Source organism: Aquamicrobium ahrensii, from assembly GCF_040545755.1.
In the GTDB taxonomy this organism is placed as follows: domain Bacteria; phylum Pseudomonadota; class Alphaproteobacteria; order Rhizobiales; family Rhizobiaceae; genus Mesorhizobium; species Mesorhizobium ahrensii.
Genome location: NZ_JBEPMN010000005.1, coordinates 130,868 through 151,302 on the forward strand (window position 1 = coordinate 130,868; position 20,435 = coordinate 151,302).

At 64.6% G+C, this 20,435-nt stretch carries 15 protein-coding genes; 13 read left to right on the forward strand and 2 right to left on the reverse strand.

Annotated elements, in window-relative coordinates:
• Positions 1-29: 29 nt before the first annotated feature.
• From tolB to serA, 9 genes are all read left to right on the forward strand, one after another.
• Positions 30-1,319, forward strand: a complete 1,290-nt coding sequence (gene tolB, locus ABID44_RS09140; RefSeq protein ID WP_378226601.1) for a Tol-Pal system beta propeller repeat protein TolB — start codon at positions 30-32, stop codon at positions 1,317-1,319.
• 287 nt (positions 1,320-1,606) lie between these two features.
• The gene (pal, locus tag ABID44_RS09145) at positions 1,607-2,110 is read left to right on the forward strand and encodes a peptidoglycan-associated lipoprotein Pal (RefSeq protein ID WP_354151396.1); all 504 of its coding nucleotides are present in this window, start codon (positions 1,607-1,609) and stop codon (positions 2,108-2,110) included.
• A gap of 225 nt (positions 2,111-2,335) precedes the next feature.
• A complete protein-coding gene (gene ybgF, locus ABID44_RS09150; RefSeq protein WP_354151397.1) occupies positions 2,336-3,370 on the forward strand; it encodes a tol-pal system protein YbgF in 1,035 nt (344 codons plus the stop codon).
• Complete coding sequence (gene tilS / locus ABID44_RS09155) at positions 3,364-4,731, forward strand: tRNA lysidine(34) synthetase TilS (protein ID WP_354151398.1); 1,368 nt, start codon at positions 3,364-3,366, stop codon at positions 4,729-4,731. The genes ybgF and tilS overlap by 7 nt, the downstream gene beginning before the upstream one ends.
• 102 nt (positions 4,732-4,833) lie before the next feature.
• Positions 4,834-6,771, forward strand: a complete 1,938-nt coding sequence (gene ftsH, locus ABID44_RS09160) for an ATP-dependent zinc metalloprotease FtsH (protein ID WP_354151399.1) — start codon at positions 4,834-4,836, stop codon at positions 6,769-6,771.
• A 247-nt stretch (positions 6,772-7,018) separates the two neighbouring features.
• On the forward strand, positions 7,019-8,368 hold the full coding sequence (gene glmM / locus ABID44_RS09165) for a phosphoglucosamine mutase (RefSeq protein ID WP_354151400.1): 1,350 nt from the start codon (positions 7,019-7,021) through the stop codon (positions 8,366-8,368).
• Positions 8,369-8,570: 202 nt separating this feature from the next.
• Positions 8,571-9,416, forward strand: a complete 846-nt coding sequence (locus ABID44_RS09170; RefSeq protein WP_354151401.1) for an outer membrane protein — start codon at positions 8,571-8,573, stop codon at positions 9,414-9,416.
• 185 nt (positions 9,417-9,601) lie between these two features.
• Positions 9,602-10,777, forward strand: coding sequence for a phosphoserine transaminase (locus tag ABID44_RS09175; RefSeq protein WP_354151402.1), 1,176 nt, complete (start codon positions 9,602-9,604; stop codon positions 10,775-10,777).
• Between the two features lie 81 nt (positions 10,778-10,858).
• Positions 10,859-12,460 (forward strand): phosphoglycerate dehydrogenase, encoded by a 1,602-nt coding sequence (gene serA, locus ABID44_RS09180; protein WP_354151403.1) that lies wholly within the window; start codon positions 10,859-10,861, stop codon positions 12,458-12,460.
• 39 nt (positions 12,461-12,499) lie between these two features.
• Here serA and ABID44_RS09185 read toward each other — a convergent pair whose 3' ends face one another.
• On the reverse strand, positions 12,500-13,399 hold the full coding sequence (locus tag ABID44_RS09185) for a DMT family transporter (RefSeq protein ID WP_354151404.1): 900 nt from the start codon (positions 13,397-13,399) through the stop codon (positions 12,500-12,502).
• 208 nt (positions 13,400-13,607) lie between these two features.
• Here ABID44_RS09185 and ABID44_RS09190 point away from each other — a divergent pair, with 208 nt between their 5' ends.
• From ABID44_RS09190 to ABID44_RS09205, 4 genes are all read left to right on the forward strand, one after another.
• Positions 13,608-14,903 carry an adenylosuccinate synthase gene (locus ABID44_RS09190; RefSeq protein ID WP_354151405.1) on the forward strand — a complete coding sequence of 432 codons (1,296 nt, stop codon included), beginning with the start codon at positions 13,608-13,610 and terminating at the stop codon, positions 14,901-14,903.
• Between the two features lie 69 nt (positions 14,904-14,972).
• Positions 14,973-16,634: a hypothetical protein gene (locus ABID44_RS09195; RefSeq protein WP_354151406.1), complete on the forward strand. Its 1,662-nt coding sequence runs from the start codon at positions 14,973-14,975 to the stop codon at positions 16,632-16,634.
• A gap of 226 nt (positions 16,635-16,860) precedes the next feature.
• On the forward strand, positions 16,861-17,511 hold the full coding sequence (locus ABID44_RS09200) for a LysE family translocator (protein ID WP_354151407.1): 651 nt from the start codon (positions 16,861-16,863) through the stop codon (positions 17,509-17,511).
• A 71-nt stretch (positions 17,512-17,582) separates the two neighbouring features.
• Complete coding sequence (locus ABID44_RS09205) at positions 17,583-18,533, forward strand: DMT family transporter (RefSeq protein WP_354151408.1); 951 nt, start codon at positions 17,583-17,585, stop codon at positions 18,531-18,533.
• Between the two features lie 92 nt (positions 18,534-18,625).
• On the opposite strand, the gene ABID44_RS09210 is transcribed toward ABID44_RS09205, so the two are convergent.
• Complete coding sequence (locus tag ABID44_RS09210; RefSeq protein ID WP_354151409.1) at positions 18,626-20,434, reverse strand: ABC-F family ATP-binding cassette domain-containing protein; 1,809 nt, start codon at positions 20,432-20,434, stop codon at positions 18,626-18,628.
• Position 20,435: the final 1 nt, after the last annotated feature.

Genomic DNA, 20,435 nt, shown 5'->3' on the forward strand with positions numbered 1-20,435 from the left:
AAAGCATGAAGACACTGCTCAAGACGCTCATGATGGTCGCAGCGCTTGCCGGCGCGGCCACGGGGCTCGCCGTCGGCCCCGCCAGCGCGCTGGTGGAAATCGACGTCAACAAGGGCACCATCGAGCCGCTGCCGGTCGCCGTCACCGATTTCGCGGGCGGCGAGCTGGGCGCGGAAATCTCCTCGATCGTTCAGGCGGACCTGAAGCGTTCGGGTCTGTTCGCACCGATCGACAAGGCCGCCTTCATCGAGAAGATCGCCAATCCCGATCAGGCTCCGCGCTTCGACGACTGGAAAGTCATCAATGCGCAGGCGCTGGTGACGGGCCGCGTCAACAAGGAAGGCGACGGCCGCATCCGCGCCGAATACCGGCTGTGGGACACCTTCGCCGGGCAGCAGCTCTCGGGCGAGCAGTTCTTCGCCAACGGAGCCAATACGCGCCGGGTGGCGCACATCATCGCCGACGCCATCTATGAGCGGCTGACCGGCGAGAAGGGCTATTTCGACACCCGCATCGTCTTCATCGACGAATCGGGCGCCAAGAACGATCGCAAGAAGCGGCTGGCGATCATGGATCAGGACGGCGCCAACACGCGCTTCCTGTCGGATGGGCGCGCGATCGTGATGACGCCGCGCTTCTCGCCCAACCGGCAGGAAATCACCTATATGTCCTATGAGAGCGGGCAGCCGCGCGTCTATCTGCTCCAGCTCGAAACCGGGCAGCGCGAACTGGTCGGCAATTTTCCGGGCATGACCTTTGCGCCGCGCTTCTCGCCCGACGGTCAGCGCGTGATCATGAGCCTGATGCGCGAGGACGGCAATTCCAATATCTATTCGATGGATCTGAGGAGCCGCAACACCACGCGCCTGACCAGTTCCAACGCCATCGACACCTCGCCCTCCTATTCGCCGGACGGATCGAAGATCGTCTTCACCTCCGACCGGGGCGGACGGCCTCACATTTATGTGATGGGAGCCGACGGCTCGGGCCAGAGCCGCATCTCGTTCGGCGAAGGCAGCTATTCGACGCCGGTCTGGTCGCCGCGCGGCGATCTGATCGCCTTCACCAAGCAGTCGGGCGGCCAGTTCCAGATCGGCGTGATGCGCACCGATGGTTCGGGTGAGCGCATTCTCACCTCCGGCTTCCTGCAGGAAGGCCCGACCTGGGCCCCGAACGGACGCGTGATCATGTATCTGAAGCAGACGGCGGGTTCCGGTGGACCCAAGCTCTATTCGGTCGACCTCACCGGCCGCAACGAGCAGCAGATTCCGTCGCCGAACTTCGCTTCCGATCCGGCCTGGTCGCCGCTGCTGGACTGACGCGCATCGACCGGGAAACCGGACATGTGTGACGAATACGCCCGAATCCATGGGTTTCGGGCGTATTTTGGCGTAAAATGACGCGCAAACGGATTGCGGCCAAGATTTTGCCTCTTTGTCGTCATCTGGCTGCGCACCATCATCGGATCGCGCCTTCCGGGGACACGACGCTCAGCAGCTTACCGAAGGCGTGAACCGAAATTTAACCGTGTTTTTTGAATGCCGGTTAACCGAAAAGTGGTTACTGGCAACTCAACGAAGTCACTCGAATGCGAAGGAGAGGCGGTATGCGCCGTATCGCAAAACTTGCAGCAAATCCGGTGATGGTCGCGCTCGTCGCCTCGTTGGCGCTTGCCGGCTGCGCCTCCAAGAAGACCCCCAACAGCGCGGCCGATCTCGGCCTCGGGGGCGGTGCGGCGACGCCCGGCTCGGCGCAGGACTTCACCGTCAATGTCGGCGACCGCATCTTCTTCGATCTGGACTCCTCGTCGATCCGCGCCGACGCCCAGCAGACGCTGGCCCGACAGGCCCAGTGGCTCAACAACTATCGCCAGTATTCGATCGTGGTGGAAGGTCACGCCGACGAACGCGGCACCCGCGAATACAACCTCGCGCTCGGCGCCCGCCGCGCCGCCGCCACCCGCGACTACCTTGCTTCGCAGGGCGTGGCCGCCGGCCGCATCAAGACCATCTCCTACGGCAAGGAGCGTCCGGTCGCCGTCTGCGACGACATTTCCTGCTGGTCGCAGAACCGCCGCGCCGTCACCACGCTGGGCGGCGCGGGTTCCTGATCCCGTTGCAGATTTCGGAACTGACAGAAAGGCGGCTGGTATGGCCGCCTTTTTTTGTTGCTGAAGGCTCACATTCCCGCGCCAAAACGGGCGCTGTTTTTCAAGCGGCGTGATCTAAACAAAATTTGGCCGAAGTCTCGCGCCCTGCTAGAAACGGTGCCGTCCGGTTCTTCATTCCGAAGGCCGGACGCGAAACCGGGGTTTCACTGCAATGGCGAGAGGCTCATGCATCTTAGAACAATCCTGAGCGGCACGCTGGCGGCGCTGTTCCTGTCCGGCGCGGCCGCCATGGCCAGCGAAGCCGGACCGGCAGCGCCGGAGCGTGGCGGCTTCAACTTCAAACTTCCGGGTGTGGAATTGCCCTCCCTGTTCGGATTCGGCAAGGACGAGGGCGGCTACCAGCTTGCCCAGAGCGGCGGGATGACCGCGCTGGAAGAGCAGATCCGCGCCCTCAACGGCAAGGTCGAGGAGCTCAATTTCCAGATCCTGCAAATGCAGGAGCAGATCCGCAAGCAGCAGGAGGACAATGAATTCCGCCTTCAGCAGCTTGAAGAGGGCGGGCAGAAGCGCACCGACGCGGGCAATTCCGGCGCTTCGGTGGCCGATGCGCCCGCCGCCCCCGAAACCACGACCTCCGGCGACATCGCCGGAGGTTCGACCGTCGAGGATGTCATCATCGATTCCGGCGATGGCGAGCCAGGCAAGCTCATCCCCGGCGCACCTCCGAAGAATTTCGGCACCATCACCGTCGACAAGGACGGCAATGTCATCGACGCCGGGTCCGGCACACAGTCCGTGACGGCTGCTCCGCAAGCGCCGGCGGCGGGCCAGCCGGCAGGGGACGACGGCGCCCAGGTCGCCGCCCTGCCGCGCACCGACGACCCCCAGGAACTCTACCGCAATTCCTACCAGTTCATCCTGTCCGGCGACTATGGCACCGCCGAGGCCGGGTTCCGCGAGCATATCGACCGTTTCCCCAAGGACGCCAACGCCGCCGACGCGCACTACTGGCTGGGCGAAGCTTTGCTCGGGCAGCAGAAATACCGTGATGCGGCCGAGGTCTTCCTTGCAGCCAGCAAGAACTATTCCAAGGCCAGGAAGGCGCCCGACATGCTGCTCAAGCTCGGCGTTTCTCTGGTCGGCCTGAAGCAGCGCGATGTGGCCTGCGCCACCTTCGCCGAAGTCGGCAAGCGCTATCCCGACGCCTCATCGGCGCTCAAGGAGCGTGTCAAGCAGGAACGGGCGCTCGCGTCGTGCTGACGCTGGAAGCTGAACCGGACCGCGACGCCCGCGTTTTTTTCGATATCGATCTTTGCAAAACTGATTTTTCCGGGGGCGCTGTCGTGGCGATTTCCGGCGGCGGCGATTCGACCGCGCTTCTCGTTCTCGCGAACGATTTCTTTTGCACGCACTGGCCGGACGCGAAGCTTGTCGCGGTGACCGTCGATCATGCGCTGCGGCCGGCGTCGCGCGATGAGGCGCTGAAGGTTGGAGCTTTCTGCGCTGGCCTCGGCATCGCACACCACATCCAGGTCTGGGAGGGACCCAAGCCGCAGAGCGGCCTTCTCGCCGCCGCGCGCGAGGCCCGCTACCGGCTTCTGGCCGATGTCGCCCGCGCCGAGGGCGTCGGCATGGTGCTGACCGGCCATACGTCGGACGATCAGGCCGAAACCGTGACCATGCGGCGGGAGCGCGGCGTCGCGATGGGGGGTGAGGAGCGCGGTCTCGCCGGCATGGCTCCGGCCACCCTTTTTGACGGCGATGTCTGGATCGTGCGGCCATTGCTTGGAGCGCGCCGCGAAGCCCTGCGAGCCCTGTTGCGGGAAAGGAAGATCGGCTGGATCGAAGATCCCACCAATGAAGATCACGCCTATGAGCGGCCCCGCGTGCGTTCCGCGATCGACGAGAAAGGCTTTGTCTCGGCCATGCGGGCGGCGGGGGAGGCGGCGCACAAGCGCTGCGATCTCGACGCGCGAACGGCGGCCCTGATCGGCGGCCATGCGTCGCGCCCTGTTGCAGGGCTGATCCGGCTCAACCCCGCTTTCCTGGCCGAGCAGGACCGTGCGGCTGCGATCCATGCCTTGCGGCTGCTGCTTGCAGCCGCTGGCGGTCTTCAGATGCCGCCCGACACTGAAAGGACAGCGTCCCTGCTGGATGGGCTAACGGAGGGAACCGTGCGGCGGGCGACGCTGGCGCGGGCGCTGGTCGATGCAAGGCGCGACGGCGTTTTCCTGCTGCGCGAAGCGCGCGGACTGCCGGAGCCGATGCGTGCGACGGACGGCCTGATCTGGGACGGGCGCTACAGGATCGCCTTGCAGGACGGCGACGGCGCTGTCTCGATCAGGGCCGGCGGCGGCGAGGGCTTCGTGGCCGAGGCTTTACCGCCCGATGTGCCGGAAAGTCTCGCGCGCGCCGCCCTTGCGACCGGACCGATTGCGATTCCTTCCGGAAAAAATGTCGCACTTGTGCCGCTTGTCGCCCCCTTCGCCCGCTTTTTGCCCGGTTTCGATCTTGAATCGGCTGGCGCTCTGGCGGAACTGGCGGGCGCTTCGCCCGTTCCGCAGCCGCCCATGCCGCCTGTGCCGCCTTTCGTGCCGGGAAAGGATATTGGCCGGCCTTAACCGATTGTCGTGCTTTTGCTTGGCAAGGGGTTATGGGCCACCTATGTTAGGCGAAGGCTCCTTTCAACGACGCGCGCCTGACGGGCGCAAACGGGACAATAGATGAATCCGAACTACCGCAACCTTGCGCTCTGGGCGATCATAGCGGTCCTGCTCATCGCGCTTTTCAATCTGTTCCAGACGCCGCAGACGCGCGGAGCCGCGACCGATATCCCCTATTCGCAGTTCCTGCAGGACGTTCAGTCCGGCCGGGTCAAGAGCGTGACCATCGCCGGCGACCGCATCAGCGGCTCCTATGGCGACTCCGCTTCCAGTTTCCAGACCTACTCGCCGGGCGATCCGTCGCTGGTGTCGCGGCTGGAAGGAAAGGGCGTGACCATCAACGCGCGCCCTGAAACCGACGGGTCCAACACGCTGTTCGGCTACCTCCTGTCCTGGCTGCCGATGATCCTGATCCTCGGCGTGTGGATTTTCTTCATGCGCCAGATGCAGTCGGGCTCGGGCCGCGCCATGGGCTTCGGCAAGTCCAAGGCCAAGCTGCTCACCGAGGCGCATGGCCGCGTCACCTTCGCCGATGTTGCGGGCGTGGACGAAGCCAAGCAGGACCTTGAGGAAATCGTCGAATTCCTGCGCGATCCGCAGAAGTTCCAGCGCCTTGGCGGCAAGATTCCGCGCGGCGTGCTGCTCGTCGGGCCTCCCGGCACCGGCAAGACCCTGCTGGCCCGTTCGGTCGCCGGCGAGGCCAATGTCCCCTTCTTCACCATTTCGGGCTCGGATTTCGTCGAGATGTTCGTCGGCGTCGGCGCCAGCCGCGTGCGCGACATGTTCGAGCAGGCCAAGAAGAACGCGCCCTGCATCATCTTCATCGACGAAATCGATGCGGTCGGCCGTCATCGCGGCGCCGGGCTCGGCGGCGGCAATGACGAGCGCGAGCAGACGCTGAACCAGCTTCTGGTCGAGATGGACGGTTTCGAGCCCAACGAGTCCATCATCCTGATCGCCGCCACCAACCGCCCCGACGTGCTCGACCCGGCTCTTCTGCGTCCCGGCCGCTTCGACCGGCAGGTGGTCGTGCCGAACCCGGACATCGTCGGTCGCGAGAAAATCCTCAAGGTGCATGTGCGCAATGTGCCGCTGGCTCCGAATGTCGACCTCAGGGTTCTGGCGCGCGGCACGCCGGGCTTCTCCGGCGCGGACCTGATGAACCTTGTCAACGAAGCTGCCCTGATGGCGGCGCGGCGCAACAAGCGTCTCGTCACCATGCAGGAGTTCGAGGACGCCAAGGACAAGATCATGATGGGCGCGGAGCGCCGCTCTTCGGCCATGACCCAGGCCGAGAAGGAACTGACCGCCTATCACGAGGCCGGCCACGCCATTCTGGCGCTCAACGTGCCGTCCGCCGATCCTCTGCACAAGGCGACCATCATCCCGCGCGGCCGAGCGCTCGGCATGGTCATGCAGTTGCCCGAGGGCGATCGCTACTCGATGAGCTACAAGTACATGATCTCGCGCCTGGGGATCATGATGGGCGGGCGTGTGGCCGAAGAGCTGAAGTTCGGCAAGGAGAACATCACTTCCGGCGCGTCTTCCGACATCGAGCAGGCCACCAAGCTGGCGCGCGCCATGGTCACCCGCTGGGGGTTCTCCGACCAGCTCGGGCAGGTCGCTTATGGCGACAATCAGGAAGAGGTGTTCCTCGGCCACTCGGTGGCGCGTACGCAGAACATTTCCGAGGAAACGGCGCAGATCATCGACGCGGAGGTTCGCCGGCTGATCGATGAGGCTTACACCACCGCCCGCTCCATCCTGACGAAGAAGAAGAAGGACTGGATCGCACTGGCCGAAGGGCTGCTCGAATACGAGACGCTTTCGGGCGACGAGATCCGGGAGCTGCTGGCGGGCAACAAGCCCTCGCGCGATCTTGGCGACGACACGCCGACCAGCCGCGGCTCGGCCGTTCCGAAGGCCGGCGGCGCCGCCAAGGGCAAGAAGAAGGGTTCCGAGCCGGAAGGCGGCATGGAGCCTCAGCCGCAGAACTGAAATTCCATCAGCAACGATGCAATCAGGACGCCGCGCTTTTGCGCGGCGTTTCCTTTTTGAAAGCCGGACAATAAACCGCCGCTTTTTTCGTGGAAATGCGTGCAACCCCGCCAATCGGGATAAAAGCTTTTGCCGTTTAGCAAACTCTTTACCCTCAGATGGTGACCTCTACTTACATAATTTGATGGCAGAACACGCGTGCGCTGTGGCATTAGGTGCGCTGTTCGCTCGCAAGGGAAAACATTCCATGGGACGTTATTTCGGCACCGACGGTATCCGGGGGCGCGCCAACAAATTTCCGATGACGGCGGAGATCGCCATGCGCGTCGGCATGGCGGCGGGCCTGTCCTTCCAGCGCGGCAGCCATCGCCACCGCGTGGTGCTCGGCAAGGATACCCGCCTTTCCGGCTATATGATCGAGAACGCGATGGTCGCCGGCCTGTGCGCGGCCGGCATGGACGTGTTCCTGCTCGGCCCGATCCCGACGCCGGCCGTGGCCATGCTGGTGCGCTCGTTGCGCGCCGACATGGGCGTCATGATTTCGGCGTCGCACAACCCTTATCAGGACAACGGCATCAAGCTTTTCGGTCCGGACGGCTACAAGCTGTCCGATGGGATCGAGGGGCGTATCGAAGCCATGCTCGATGACGGCGTGGAAATGGCGCTGGCCGATCCGGATGCGCTGGGCAGGGCCAAGCGCGTCGACGGCGTCCATGACCGCTACATCGAATTCGCCAAGCGCACGCTGCCGCGCTCCATGTCGCTGGCCGGTCTGCGCATCGTCATCGATTGCGCCAATGGCGCGGCCTACAAGGTTGCGCCCGCAGCGCTGTGGGAACTGGGCGCCGAGGTGATCGCCATCAACGACGATCCCAATGGCTTCAACATCAACAAGGAATGCGGCTCGACCCATCCCGCCGGCCTTCAGAAGAAGGTGCATGAGGTGCGCGCCGATATCGGCATCGCGCTCGATGGCGACGCCGACCGCGTCGTCATCATCGACGAGAACGGCGAGATCGTCGACGGCGACCAGATCATGGCGCTGATCGCCGAATCCTGGCACCAGAACGGACGCCTGTCCGGCAAGGGCGTGGTTTCGACCATCATGTCCAATCTGGGGCTGGAGCGTTTTCTGGCCGGACTGAAGCTTGAACTGCATCGCACCAAGGTGGGCGACCGCTATGTGGTGGAACATATGCGCGCCAACGGTCTCAATGTCGGCGGCGAGCAGTCCGGCCACATCGTGCTGTCCGATTTCTCCACCACCGGCGACGGGCTGGTCTCGGCCTTGCAGGTGCTGGCCTGCATCAAGCGGCAGAACAAGCCAGTCAGCGAAGTGGCCAAGAAATTCGATCCGGTGCCGCAACTCCTGAAGAACGTGCGTATTTCAGGCGGAGCGCCTCTGGAGGAGAAGCAGGTCAAGGAAGCCATTGCGGAAGCGCAGAACCGGCTGGGCGCGGGCGGGCGTCTGGTGATCCGGCCTTCCGGAACCGAGCCGCTGATTCGCGTCATGGCCGAGGGCGACGACCGCGCGCTGGTCGAGGCGGTCGTGGACGACATTGTCGAGGTCATCTCGCAGGCGCGCAACGCCGCCTGAGCTTGCGAATTTTCCGGTTTCGATGACGCCCGGCCCTGTGCCGGGCGTTTTCGTTTGCGCGAAGGGGTGTGACCGGCAACCGCACCTTGCTACCTTTTGTTAGCCTTAACGGTCATTTAACCGCTATGGTTAACAATGCTCTCCTGAAAGGCGGCTGGGGTTTACCTTTTCTCGACCAGCGCCAACCTCGGGAGTTGGTGACATGAAACTCAGGACTTGCATCGCTTCGGCGCTGGTGGCTGCGCCGCTGGCTATGGCGACGGCGGCCTTCGCGGCCGATTACGATCCGCCGATCTTCGTGGAAGAGGCCCCTGAATATGTGCCGGTCGAGGTCGGCTCGGGCTGGTATCTGCGGGGCGACGTCGGCTACATAGCCAAGGACAAGGCCGGGCGGGTGAACTATCGCACCTTCGACCCGGGGCCGCCCGGCAGTTATGCCGATCACAGCTTCGACACGAACAAGTTCGATACTGATTTTACGTTCTCGGGCGGTTTCGGCTATCATTTCAACGATTGGCTGCGTGCCGATCTGACCGCCGAGGGCCTGCGCGGACGTTTCAACGGAACCACCAGCAGCGGCGGCCCCTGCGCCGGCGAGCCGGTAACGACCAATTGCCGTACTGAAGACAGCGCCAGGTTTTCCGCCATGGGGGTCATGGCGAACGGTTATGTCGATCTGGGAACCTATGCCGGCTTCACGCCCTATGTGGGCGCCGGTCTGGGCTATACGCTGGTGCGCTGGAAAAACCTCAACAGCGACGGCTTCTGCGTGGGTGACGACTGCACCACCAGCGCCCCGGTTTACAGTTCCACCCATGGCGGCGATGACAGCTGGCGCTTCACCTACGCACTGATGGCGGGTGTGGGCTACGAGATCGCCCCCAATCTCACGCTGGACCTTGGCTACAAGTACCGCAATGTCGACGGCGGTGACATGTACAAGTGGAACAGCGCTGATACCGCCGCCGGCGCAAGCGGTTTCCAGGGGCGTGACGGCGGTCTCAAGACCCATGAAATCAAGGTCGGCCTTCGCTACGACCTGTGGTGATCTTCTAACCTTCATGCGTTTCAAAAAGGGGTGGACTTCGGCCCGCCCCTTTTTTTGGCATGCGTCCGATCTGTCCCGCCCGCGACGGAAACTTTCCTCTTGACGGCGCAGTCGTGAAGGCATATCGCCGTCCGTGGGCCACCCCTCCCCAACGAGGGGCTAGCTATCTGGAAGGATAGACCACGATGACTGCACTGCCTTTGCCGGACAAGCGTCCGGCCAATCCCCGTTTTTCTTCTGGTCCCTGCGCGAAGCGTCCCGGTTGGTCGCTCGAAGCGCTTGCCGATGCCGCGCTCGGGCGCTCGCACCGCGCAAAGCTTGGCAAGAACAAGCTGGCCGAGGCCATCGATCTCACCCGTGAAATTCTGCAGGTTCCGGCCGATTACCGCATCGGCATCGTGCCCGCTTCCGACACCGGCGCGGTCGAGATGGCGCTATGGTCGCTGCTCGGCCCGCGTGGCGTCGACATGGTCGCCTGGGAATCCTTCGGCGCCGGCTGGGTGACGGATGTGGTCAAGCAGCTCAAGCTGCCCGATGTGCGCAAGGTCGAGGCGCCCTATGGCGAGCTGCCCGACCTTGCGTCGATCGACTTCGATCGCGATGTCGTCTTCACCTGGAACGGCACTACCTCCGGCGTGCGCGTGCCGAATGGCGACTTCGTCCCCGCCGACCGGCAGGGCCTCACCATCTGCGACGCCACCTCGGCGGCCTTCGCGCAACGCCTCGACTTTGCGAAGCTCGATGTGGTCACCTTCTCCTGGCAGAAGGTGCTGGGCGGCGAGGGCGCGCATGGCATGCTGATCCTGTCGCCCCGCGCCGTCGAACGGCTGGAGAGCTATGCGCCGGCATGGCCGCTGCCGAAGATCTTCCGCATGACCAAGGGCGGCAAGCTGATCGAGGGCATCTTCAAGGGCGAGACCATCAACACGCCCTCCATGCTGGCGGTCGAGGATTATCTCGATGCGCTGCGCTGGGCGAAAGAGATCGGCGGGCTGGATGCGCTAGTCGCCCGCGCCGACGCAAATTTCGCGGTTATCGACCGCTTCGTCGCGACGTCCGGCTGGCTCGGCCATCTGGCCGTCGATCCGGCGACGCGCTCGAACACCTCCGTATGCCTGTCGATTATCGATCCCGACATCGCCGCTCTGGATGCCGATGGTCAGGCGACCTTCGCCAAGGGGCTCGTTTCGGTTCTCGACAAGCAGGGCGTGGCCCACGACATCGGTCACTACCGCGACGCCCCGCCCGGCCTGCGCATCTGGTGCGGCGCGACCGTCGAGACATCCGATCTCGAGGCGCTGACGCCCTGGCTCGACTGGGCCTTCGCCCAGCAGAAGGCGACGCTCAAGGCCGCCGCCTGATCGCGATACCGGGCCGCCGCCTGGCGACGGTCCGTTCCCCTCACGATTGATTTCCAGATCTGTTTGACGAAGGAGGCCATGATGGCGCCCCGCGTACTCGTTTCCGATAAACTTTCTCCCACCGCTGTCCAGATATTCAAGGATCGCGGCGTCGAGGTCGATTACCTGCCCGATCTCGGCAAGGACAAGGAAAAGCTGCTTGAAGTCATTGGCCAGTATGATGGCCTTGCGATCCGCTCCGCCACCAAGGTGACGGAAAAGCTGATCGCCGCAGCGACCAATCTCAAGGTCGTCGGCCGCGCCGGCATCGGCGTCGACAATGTCGATATCCCGGCCGCCTCGCGCCGCGGCATCATCGTGATGAACACGCCTTTCGGCAACTCCATCACCACCGCCGAGCACGCCATCGCGCTGATGTTCGCCGTCGCCCGCCAGCTTCCGGAGGCCAATGTCTCCACGCACGCCGGCAAATGGGAGAAGAACCGCTTCATGGGCGTCGAGATCACCGGCAAGACGCTGGGCATCATCGGCGCCGGCAATATCGGCTCGATCGTGGCGACCCGCGCCGTCGGCCTTAAAATGCATGTCGTGGCTTTCGATCCGTTCCTGTCGGAAAGCCGCGCCGAGGAACTGGGCGTGGAGAAGGTGGAACTGGACGATCTGCTCGCCCGCGCCGATTTCATCACCCTGCACACGCCGCTGACCGAAAAGACGCGCAACATCATCAACGCCGAGTCCATCGCCAGGATGAAGACCGGCGTACGCATCATCAACTGCGCGCGGGGCGGCCTGGTCGTCGAGGCCGACCTCATCGCCGCGCTGAAGAGCGGCAAGGTGGCGGGCGCCGGCATCGACGTGTTCGAGGTCGAGCCAGCGACGGAAAACGAGCTTTTCGGCATGGAGAATGTGGTCTGCACGCCGCATCTGGGCGCATCGACGTCGGAAGCGCAGGAAAACGTCGCCCTGCAGGTTGCCGAACAGATGTCGGACTACCTCATCAAGGGCGCGGTCTCCAACGCCATCAACATGCCTTCCATCACCGCCGAGGAAGCGCCGCGGCTCAAGCCGTTTGTCAAGCTCGCCGAGGTTCTGGGCGCATTTGTCGGGCAGGTGACGGAAGACCCGATCAAGGAAGTCGAGATCCTGTTCGACGGCTCCACCGCCCAGATGAACACCAGGGCGCTGATCAGCGCGGCGCTCGCCGGGCTGATCCGCCCGCAGGTGGCCGACGTCAACATGGTTTCGGCTCCGATCATGGTGAAGGAGCGCGGCATCATCGTGGCCGAGGTCAAGCGGGACAAGTCGGGCGTATTCGACGGCTATATCAGGCTGACGGTGAAGACCGAGCACATGGAGCGCTCGATAGCGGGCACCTGCTTCTCCGACGGCAAGCCGCGTTTCATCCAGATCAAGGGCATCAATCTCGACGCCGAGGTTGGCCAGCACATGCTCTACACGACCAATGCCGACGCACCGGGCATTATCGGCCTGCTCGGCACGCTTTGCGGCACCCATGACGTCAATATCGCCAACTTCGCGCTCGGCCGCAACCGGCCCGGCGGAGACGCCATCGCGCTGCTCTATCTGGATGGGCCGTTCCCGGAGAACGTGCTGGCGGAGGTCCGCTCCCATCAGGCCATCGACTCGGCCAAGCGTTTGCGGTTCGACGTCAACGGCCTGTGAAAAGATTGCGGCCGGGGATTTCCCCGGCCGCTCCTTCATTCAGGAGGGTGACGCCGCCCTGCGGCGTCCGTCATATTCGGCGATAAGCACGCCTGAAAGCACCAGCAGCAGGGCGATGGCGTGATAGGTCCGGAACTCCTCGCCGAGGATGACCACCGCCAGGAACGCTCCCCAGATCGGCAGCAGATTGATGAACAGGCCGGCGCGGTTGGCGCCGATCAGCTCCACGCCACGAATATAGGTGATCTGCGACAGCAGGGACGGGAACAGCACGACATAGGCGATGATCGCCCAGCCGGTCGCATCGGGCAGGATCAGCCCGCCCGCCGCCGCTTCCGCCCACAGAAGCGGCAGGGCGCTGATGAAAGCGCCGGCGCACAGCGCCACCATCAGGCTCATCCAGTGAAGCTGCGGCTTGCGCCGCAGGGCGGCGGTGTAGAAGCCGTAGGTGAGGATGGCGACGATCATCAGCGCATCGCCGAAATTGACGTCCAGTTGCAGCAGCCGGACCGGTTCGCCCTGCGTCGCGGTGAGGATGATGCCCACGAATGACAAGACGAAGCCGCCAAGTTGCGCGAGGGTGGTGCGGGCGCCGTAGAGCAGATAGCTGAACATGAAGACCAGCAGCGGGATGCCGCCCTGCTCGATGCTGGCGTTGGTCGCCGAGGTATAGAGCAGGGCGCTGTAGAGGGCGGCGCTGAACATGGTGAAGCCGATCGCGCCCATGGCCAGAAGATACCATTTGCGCTGCCGGATGACCGGCCAGTCGATCACGATCTCGCGGCGTCCGGCAAGGCCGAGGATGGCTAGGACCACGCCCCAGCGGATGGCGTTGAGGAACATCGGCGAGACGTGGCCGGCCGCCATCTTGCCCGCCACGGAGTTGCCGGCCCAGAACAGCGTTGCTGCGGCGAGCAGGATATAGGGGTTCTGTTTCATCGAGGCAGGGCCATGCAAGCTGGATGCGGGTGCATTCGGGAAGTTGTCATGCCGCTTCATGCCAGATAAATCGTCTCCAAGCCAAAATTGTTGTGTCGCCCGCGCCTTGAAAAGGCAAACAAAGGTCGCGCGCGGCGTTTGGGGACGCTATAGAGGCCTGTCGTTTTTGCGGGCGCGCTCGGCTGCGGCCCGATGGAAGGAAGAAGACATGGCCAATGTGGTGGTCGTCGGCTCGCAGTGGGGCGACGAAGGCAAGGGCAAGATCGTGGACTGGCTGTCGGAGCGCGCCGATGTGGTGGTGCGTTTCCAGGGCGGGCACAATGCCGGGCATACGCTTGTCGTGGACGGGAACGTCTATAAACTGTCGCTGCTGCCCTCGGGCGTGGTGCGCAACAAGCTGTCGATCATCGGCAATGGCGTGGTCTTCGATCCGCACGCATTCGTGGCCGAAGTGGCCAAGCTGCGCGGACAGGGCGTGGAAATAAATCCGGACAACCTGAAAATTGCCGAAAACACCGCGCTTATTCTGTCCCTGCACAGGGAGCTGGATGGTTTCCGCGAGGATGCGGCCTCCAATTCCGGAACGAAGATCGGGACGACCCGGCGCGGCATCGGTCCTGCCTATGAGGACAAGGTCGGTCGCCGCGGCGTCAGGGTGATGGATTTGGCGGATCTGGATACGCTGCCGGCCAAGGTGGATCGTTTGCTGACGCATCACAACGCGTTGCGCAAGGGCCTCGGCCACGAGGAAGTGGCGCATGAGACGATCATGCAGGAGCTGACCTCCATCGCCGGCGATGTCCTGCCCTATATGGACCGGGTGTGGAAGGTGCTGGACGACAGCCGCAAGGCCGGCGAGCGCATCCTGTTCGAGGGCGCGCAGGGCACGCTGCTCGACATCGATCACGGCACCTATCCGTTCGTCACCTCCTCCAACACGGTGGCTGGGCAGGCTGCGGCGGGATCCGGCATCGGGCCGGGCGCGCTGAGCTATGTGCTGGGCATCACCAAGGCCTACACCACCCGCGTCGGCGAAGGTCCGTTCCCGACCGAGCAGGACAATGAGATCGGCCAGTTCCTCGGCACGCGCGGTCATGAATTCGGCACGGTGACGGGGCGCAAGCGCCGCTGCGGCTGGTTCGACGCCGTGCTGGTGCGCCAGGCGGTGGCCGTCAACGGCATCAAGGGCATCGCGCTCACCAAGCTCGACGTGCTCGACGGTCTCGACGAGATCAAGGTCTGCACCGGCTACATGCTCGATGGCGAGAAGATCGACTATCTGCCGGCCAGCCAGGGTGCGCAGGCGCGTGTGCAGCCGGTCTACGAGACGCTGGAGGGCTGGAAGGAAACCACCGCCGGCGCGCGCAGCTGGAACGAGCTGCCGGCACAGGCCGTTAAATATGTGCGCCACATCGAGGAACTGATCGGCGCGCCGGTGGCGATGCTCTCCACCAGCCCGGAGCGGGACGATACGATACTTGTGACGGACCCGTTTCAGGACTAACTATGCCCGTTCGGCGAGGCGGGCCCGTGAGCCCCGCGCCGCCGGCGAAAGGACAGGTCGAACAGAAGCATGGCAGATTTCGTTGCGGTTCTGAAAAAGACGCTCGGCGGGCTCGGCGAAACCACGCCTGAAATACGCACCAGGGTCTATGACAAGGCCCGTTCGACCATTGCCGCCAAGCTGGCCGCGCTCGATCCGCAGCCGCCGGCGGCGGTGGCTGAGCGTCAGAAGAAGATGCTTGAGGACGCCATCGCCGCGGTGGAGCGCGAATATGCGCCGCCGCCCCCTCCCGTGGAGGTCGATCCGCTGGCGGAACTGGAGAACCTGTTCTCCTCAATCGACCGCAACAAGAACCAGACGACACATGCGGCCCCCACCGTTTCCGCACCGATAGCGCCTCCCGTAGCTTCGGGATCGGAACCTGCGCCCAAGGAGCAGGAACGGATCGTCGCGCCGCCGGCGGCGGAAAAGCCGGTAGCGCCGGCCCCGCAGCCGCCACCGACGCCGGAGCCCCCCAAGGCGCTCTCCAGGGAGCCCGATCCGGAAGCCGCAGTTCCGGCGGGACGGGCGGAACCTGCCGCTTCCCCATCCGGCTTCGATCGTCCGCTGGCGGGCGGCAGCCCCGCGCGGGACGATGCCGACGATATTTTCGACCACCCGCCGGAGTTTCAAGCCCAGGGCGCGCCCCGCATCGAGCGGCGGCCGGAAATGGAGTCCGATGAGGACGACGAGACCGAGCGCCGCAGCCGCAAGGGCCTGATAGCGGCCGTCGTCGCGCTGGCGGTGCTGGCGGGCGGCGGATATGCGGCGTGGCTCAACAAGGACGCCATCGGCGATATGTTCGCAGGCGACAGCGGCGAGCCGAAGCCGGTCGTCGTCAAGCCTGTGAAAGTGCCGCCGCCGAGCGAGGAAACGACGTCGGCCGAGCCTCCCCCACCCGCGCCGCTTCCTGCCGGCAATGGCGGCGAGACATCCGACAAATTCACGCAGCGCCTGCTGCCCGATGGCAACGAGGTCGATCCCGGCCCTGCCGGCGGTGGCAGCAGCATCGGCGAAGGGTCGTCCGTCGTGGCGCTGACCACGCCGCCGCCGTCTTCCGCCCCCGACGCGGGCCAGCCTGCCGCACCGGGATCGCCGTCTGCTCCCCAGCAGGGTGAAAGCACGCAGCCCGGCGTCGCCGTCGGCCAGAAGGCGATCTACTACGAAGAGCGCACCAATGTGGCTCAGGGTTCGGCCGAGGCCGGAAACGTGGTGTGGTCGCTGGTGCAGGAATCGCCTGGCGGCGACGAGCCGCCCGAGCCCGCCATCCGCGGCGAGGTGCAGGTTCCCGGCAAGGACGTGCAGCTTCGCATGACCATCCGCCGCAACGCTGACGAGACGCTGCCGGCCAGCCACATCATCGAGATGATCTTCCTGACGCCGAGCGGCTTCGAGGGCGGCGGTATCGACGGCCTGCTGCGCATCGCGCTGAAGGCTGCCGAGCAGGATGCGGGCAGTCCGCTGATCGGCATCCCCGCCAAGATCGCCGACGGCTATTTCCTCGTCGCGCTCAACGACACCAAGGCCGACGAGGACGCCAACCTGTCGCTGTTGCGCAATCAGGAATGGATCGACGTTCCGGTGATCTACAAATCGGGCCGCCGCGCCCTGCTCACCATGGAAAAGGGCATTCCGGGCGGCAAGGTGTTCGATGAGGCGATCAAGGCCTGGCAGGCGAAGACCGCAGGCTAGAGCATTTTGCAGTCAGACGGAATCGTCTGACGATGCACAAATGCGGCCAAGGAAACGAAGCTGGATCAGCGTGGGTGTGTTTGTCAGAACGCCCGCTGCTCTGAGCGTCAAACCGAAAAGTGTATGCGGCTTTTCGGATTGCTCCGATGCCCTATCAAGGTGTCAGAGTGTCCTTTATGGGGCGGCCTGCATGGCTTCGCCCGCGAGTCGGCCGGGAAGGGGTGTCATGGAGATCGTTGTTCCGAGTTTCGCCAATCTTGCGGTGTTCATCACCGCGGCCGTCGTTCTGCTCATCATTCCCGGCCCTGCCGTTCTCTACATCGTCGCACGTTCCGTCGCCCAGGGCCGCAAGGCGGGCATGGTCTCCGACCTCGGCATCCACTCCGCGACGCTGATCCATGTGGCCGCCGCAGCGCTTGGCCTCTCCGCCCTGCTCGCCTCGTCGGCGATTGCGTTCTCGATCGTGAAATATGCGGGCGCGGCCTATCTGATCTGGCTGGGCCTGAAGAAGATTTTCGGCCGCGACGCGGAGGCCGGTCCGGACATGAAGATGAAGCCGCACAGCTATCGCCGCCTTTTCCGCGACGGCTTCGTCGTCAATCTGCTCAATCCCAAGACCGCCTTGTTCTTCCTCGCCTTCCTGCCGCAGTTCATTGAGGTGGAGCGTGGGCATGTGGCCATGCAGATCGCCTTTCTGGGGCTGGTGTTCACCCTGCTCGGTTTTGTCAGCGACGGGTGCTATGCCTTCGCGGCGGGCGCGCTGGGCGACCGGCTGCGGCAAAGCCGCGCCTATCTGCGCTTCGAGCGCTATGTCAGCGGCGCGCTGTTCATCGGGCTTGGCGTCAGCGCGGCCTTTGCCGGAAATAGCCGCAAATAGCATCGATTGCGTCAGGAATCGGGTCGAGGGCGGCGGCGATGTGCGGCATTGTCACCGCGGTGAGGTGAGCGATGTCGAATGAAACCGTGACCAACCGTCCGATGACGACGGCCGAATGGGCCACGCTGGTTTTCCTGTCGATCCTGTGGGGCGGTTCTTTCTTCTTCAATGCCGTCGGGGTGAAGGAGCTGCCGGTTTTCACGGTGGTCGTCGGGCGGGTCGCCCTGGCGGCGGTGCTGATGCTCGGCCTGCTCCGGATCATGGGGCTGAAACTGCCCTCGGACCGGCGCATATGGGCCGCGTTCTTCGGCATTGGCCTCCTCAACAACGCCATTCCGTTTTCGCTGATCGTCGGCGGCCAGCAGCACATCGCCTCGGGCGTCGCCTCGATCCTCAACGCCGCCACGCCGCTGTTCACCGTGCTGTTCGCCCATTTCCTGACGGCGGACGAGAAGATGACGGGCAACCGTCTCATCGGCGTCCTGATCGGTTTTTTCGGAGTCGCCGTGATGGTCGGGCTCGACGCCGTGCAGGCGCTCGGCAGCCATGTCACGGCGCAGCTCATGTGCCTGTCGGCCACCGTTTCCTATGCGCTGGCCAGCATCTACGGACGGCGCTTCCGCGCCATGGGCGTGCCGCCGCTGGTGACGGCGACAGGGCAGGTGGCGGCGGCCAGCGTTCTGCTGGTTCCGGTGATGCTGCTGGTCGACCGGCCGTGGGAGCTGTCGATGCCCGGTCCCGCCGCGCTCGGCGCGGTGGCGGGTCTGGCGGTGTTGTCGACAGCGCTTGCCTATGTGCTGTTCTTCCGGCTGCTGGCTTCGGCCGGGGCCAGCAATCTGGCGCTGGTCACCTTCCTGGTGCCGGTCAGCGCCATTCTGCTGGGGTTCCTGTTTCTGGACGAAGTGTTGACGCCGCGCCATCTGGCCGGCATGGCGCTGATCGGCCTTGGCCTCGCAGCCATCGACGGACGGCCATGGCGGGCGATACGGAGGTTGGCGAGCCCGGCGGTCGGTCGCCGGTAGGGCTTCCACAGAATCGGCAGAACCGTTCCATCTCTTTGTTTTAGCCGTATTTCCGAACGCAAAACCGCTGCACACTTTTGCTGGGAAATGCTCTACCCTTCGAGTTCCTCGCGCAGCATCTCCAGCTCCAGCCATTCCTCTTCCATTGCGGCCAGCGCCGCCCGCTCCTTGTCGAGGGCGGCGATGGTCTTCTGGAAGCCGATGGGGTCGCGGTCGTAGAAACCCGGATCGGCGATCTGGTCCTCAAGCCGGTTGATCGCCTCGGTTACCGTCCCGATCTTTTTCGGGAGATTTTCAAGCGCGAATTTCTGCTTGTAAGAGAGCTTTTTCGACGCGGTTTTCGTCGGTTCCTGCGTTTTCGCGGCGGGCGTGTCCTCGGTGCGGGTGCGCAGCTTGCGATCGTCCAGTTTCGAAGCGCCACGCTGGGAAAGCATGTCGGAATAGCCGCCGGCATATTCGATCCAGCGTCCGTCACCGTCGGGGACGATCACGCTGGTCACGGTGCGGTCGAGGAAGTCGCGGTCGTGGCTGACGAGGATGACCGTGCCGGCAAAACCCGCCACGAGCTCCTGCAACAGTTCCAGCGTCTCCATGTCGAGATCGTTGGTCGGCTCGTCCAGAACCAGCAGGTTGGCCGGGCGCGAGAGCACGCGCGCCAGCAACAGGCGCGCGCGCTCGCCGCCCGAAAGCTCGCGCACCGGCGTGCGCGCCTGTTCCGGCTTGAACAGGAAGTCCTTCATGTAGGAGACGACATGGCGCTGCTCGCCATTGACGACCAGGCTCTCGCCGCGCCCGTCGGTGAGATAGTGCGCCAGCGTTTCATTGGGGTCGGCCGCCTCGCGCTTCTGGTCGAGGGTGGCGATCTCCAGATTGACGCCGAGGCGCACGCTGCCGGTGTCGGGCGCAAGCTCGCCGGTCAGCATCTTCAGCAGCGTGGTCTTTCCCGCGCCGTTGGGCCCGACAAGGCCGATGCGGTCGCCGCGCTGGATGCGGGTCGAGAAGTCCCGGACCACGACCAGATCGCCAAAGCTCCTGGAGATCGATTTTGCCTCGATCACCAGTTTCCCGGATTCGGCGGCGTCGCTCGCCACCATGGTGGCCGCGCCTTCCACGCCCCTGTGGCTACGGTGGCGCTGGCGCAGCGTCTGCAATTCACCGAGACGGCGCACATTGCGCTTGCGCCGGGCGGTCACGCCATAGCGCAGCCAGTGCTCCTCGCGCGCGATCTGGCGGCCGAGCTTGTGCTGGTCGCGCTCCTCCTCCTCCAGGATCTGGTCGCGCCATTCCTCGAAATTGGCGAAGCTTCGGTCGAGACGGCGTGTCTGGCCGCGATCCAGCCAGACGGTGGCGCGTGACACGCGTTCGAGAAAGCGGCGGTCGTGCGAGATGACCACCAGCGCCGAGGAGGAGCGGATCAGCTCTTCCTCCAGCCATTCGATGACGTTGAGGTCGAGATGGTTGGTCGGCTCGTCGAGCAGCAATATGTCGGGCTCCGGGGCCATGACGCGGGCGAGCGCGGCGCGGCGCGCCTCGCCGCCGGACAGCTCCGCCGGGGATTCTTCACCGGTAAGCCCGAGATGTTCGAGCAGATAGGTGGCGCGATAAGGGTCGTCGGCAGGTCCCAGCCCCGCCTCGACATAGGTGCGCACCGTGGCGAAGCCTTCCATGTCGGGAGCCTGCGCCAAATAGCGGATGGTGGCGCTGGGCTGGCGGAAAATCTCGCCGTCCTGCGCCTCGGCGAGCCCGGCGGCGATCTTCAGCAGCGTCGACTTGCCGGAGCCGTTGCGGCCGACCAGCGCGATGCGGTCGCCGGGGCCGACAGTAAGGTCCGCGCCGTCGAGCAGCGGCGTGCCGCCGAAGGTGAGGCGGATGCCGGCAAGATTGAGAAGCGGCGGGGCCATG

Bases quoted from the DNA above. Each gene is read 5' to 3' on its own strand.
- ftsH (WP_354151399.1), top strand. From the start codon at position 4,834: ATGAATCCGAACTACCGCAACCTTGCGCTCTGGGCGATCATAGCGGTC.
- tolB (WP_378226601.1), top strand. From the start codon at position 30: ATGATGGTCGCAGCGCTTGCCGGCGCGGCCACGGGGCTCGCCGTCGGC.
- ybgF (WP_354151397.1), top strand. From the start codon at position 2,336: ATGCATCTTAGAACAATCCTGAGCGGCACGCTGGCGGCGCTGTTCCTG.
- ABID44_RS09190 (WP_354151405.1), top strand. From the start codon at position 13,608: ATGGCCAATGTGGTGGTCGTCGGCTCGCAGTGGGGCGACGAAGGCAAG.
- ABID44_RS09170 (WP_354151401.1), top strand. From the start codon at position 8,571: ATGAAACTCAGGACTTGCATCGCTTCGGCGCTGGTGGCTGCGCCGCTG.
- pal (WP_354151396.1), top strand. From the start codon at position 1,607: ATGCGCCGTATCGCAAAACTTGCAGCAAATCCGGTGATGGTCGCGCTC.
- glmM (WP_354151400.1), top strand. From the start codon at position 7,019: ATGGGACGTTATTTCGGCACCGACGGTATCCGGGGGCGCGCCAACAAA.
- ABID44_RS09175 (WP_354151402.1), top strand. From the start codon at position 9,602: ATGACTGCACTGCCTTTGCCGGACAAGCGTCCGGCCAATCCCCGTTTT.
- ABID44_RS09185 (WP_354151404.1), bottom strand. From the start codon at position 13,399: ATGAAACAGAACCCCTATATCCTGCTCGCCGCAGCAACGCTGTTCTGG.
- ABID44_RS09205 (WP_354151408.1), top strand. From the start codon at position 17,583: ATGTCGAATGAAACCGTGACCAACCGTCCGATGACGACGGCCGAATGG.
- serA (WP_354151403.1), top strand. From the start codon at position 10,859: ATGGCGCCCCGCGTACTCGTTTCCGATAAACTTTCTCCCACCGCTGTC.
- ABID44_RS09200 (WP_354151407.1), top strand. From the start codon at position 16,861: ATGGAGATCGTTGTTCCGAGTTTCGCCAATCTTGCGGTGTTCATCACC.
- ABID44_RS09210 (WP_354151409.1), bottom strand. From the start codon at position 20,434: ATGGCCCCGCCGCTTCTCAATCTTGCCGGCATCCGCCTCACCTTCGGC.
- ABID44_RS09195 (WP_354151406.1), top strand. From the start codon at position 14,973: ATGGCAGATTTCGTTGCGGTTCTGAAAAAGACGCTCGGCGGGCTCGGC.